Origin of the sequence: Protofrankia sp. Cr1 (assembly GCF_963555865.1) — a bacterium.
Classification (GTDB): Bacteria; Actinomycetota; Actinomycetes; order Frankiales; family Frankiaceae; genus Protofrankia.
The window spans coordinates 12299-13808 of record NZ_CAUVXO010000062.1; the positions used below are offsets into that span (position 1 = coordinate 12299).

At 67.7% G+C, this 1510-nt stretch carries 3 protein-coding genes; all 3 read left to right on the forward strand.

Annotated elements, in window-relative coordinates; all coding sequences use genetic code 11:
* The first annotated feature begins 24 nt into the window (after positions 1 to 24).
* A complete protein-coding gene (gene aroQ / locus U9980_RS08150; RefSeq protein WP_322747536.1) occupies positions 25 to 465 on the forward strand; it encodes a type II 3-dehydroquinate dehydratase in 441 nt (146 codons plus the stop codon).
* A 103-nt stretch (positions 466 to 568) separates the two neighbouring features.
* Complete coding sequence (efp, locus tag U9980_RS08155) at positions 569 to 1132, forward strand: elongation factor P (protein ID WP_322747535.1); 564 nt, start codon at positions 569 to 571, stop codon at positions 1130 to 1132.
* Positions 1129 to 1510: transcription antitermination factor NusB (gene nusB, locus U9980_RS08160; RefSeq protein ID WP_416210195.1), on the forward strand; the 382-nt coding region annotated here is incomplete at its 3' end. The genes efp and nusB, both read left to right, overlap by 4 nt.

Sequence of the window (1510 nt, forward strand, 5' to 3'; positions counted from 1 at the left end):
GGGTCCGGTCATGAGGGTCCGGTCATGAAGGTGCTGGTGCTCAGCGGCGCGAACCTGCGCCGGCTGGGCCGGCGGGAACCAGCGGTGTACGGCAGTCGCAGCTATGACGATCTTGTTGCTGCCTGTCAGGAGCAGGCCGAGGAACTGGGTCTGGAGGTCGACTGCCGGCAGACCGACGACGAGGCCACGATGATCGCCTGGCTGCACGAGGCCGCGGACAACGACGCAGCGGTCGTGCTGAACCCGGGGGCATGGTCGCACTACTCCTACGCGCTGCGCGACGCCGCCGCCCAGGTCGGGGGACCGCTGGTCGAGGTGCATCTGAGCCAGACCCACGCCCGGGAGGAATTCCGGCACCACAGCGTGATCAGTGCGGTGGCGGCCGGGACCATAACCGGTCTGGGCTTCGACTCCTACCTCCTCGCGCTGCGGGCGATCGCGGCTCGGCGCCCGCGCGCCGGCTGAGACGTCACCCGGCCGTCAGCCGTCCGGCATGGCGATAGACTCTCGCGAGATCCCTGTCTGTCGAACGGACCAACCTGGCGGTCCGGCTGGAGAGTTGCGCGCAGTGGCGACCACGAATGACCTGAAGAACGGCATGACACTCGACCTCGACGGCACCTTGTGGAGCGTCATCGGGTTCCAGCACGTCAAGCCCGGGAAGGGCGGGGCGTTCGTCCGCACGACGCTGAAGAACGTCCTGACCGGCAAGGTTGTCGACCGTACGTTCAACGCCGGCGTGAAGGTCGAGGTAGCCACCGTCGACCGGCGCGAGATGAGCTTCCTCTACCGCGACGGCGCGGACTTCGTCTTCATGGACAGCGAGTCGTTCGACCAGCTGCCCGTTCCGCCGGCCGTCGTCGGCGACGCCGCGAACTACATGCTGGAGAACACCACGGCGACCGTGGCGCTGCACGATGGTGCGCCGCTGTACGTGGAGCTGCCGGCGAGCGTCGAACTGATCATCTCGGAGACTGAGCCGGGGGTGCAGGGCGACCGCTCCACCGGTGGTAACAAGCCGGCGACGCTGGAGACCGGCGCCACCGTCCAGGTACCCTTGTTCATCACCGCCGGGGAGAAGGTCAAGGTCGACACCAGGGACGGTCGCTACCTCGGCAGGGTGACCAGCTGAGCGCGCGGTCGAAGGCTCGCAAGCGCGCCCTCGACATCCTCTATGAGGCCGACATGCGCGGGAACAGCCTCACCGACACGCTCGCCGAGCGGCTCGCGCAGGCTGACCCGCCGGTGTCGGAATACACCGTCAGCCTGGTCGAAGGCGTTGTCGAGCATCTCATCGACATCGACGAGATGCTGTCCGACCATGCGCAGGAGTGGACGCTTGAGCGGATGCCGCCGGTGGACCGCAACATCCTGCGGATCGGCGCGCTGGAACTGCTCTGGCGCGAGGACATCCCCGACGGGGTGGCCATCGACGAAGCTGTGGAACTCGCCAAGCTGATGTCGACCGAACGCTCGCCGGCCTTCGTCAACGGCCTGCTGGCGCGACTGC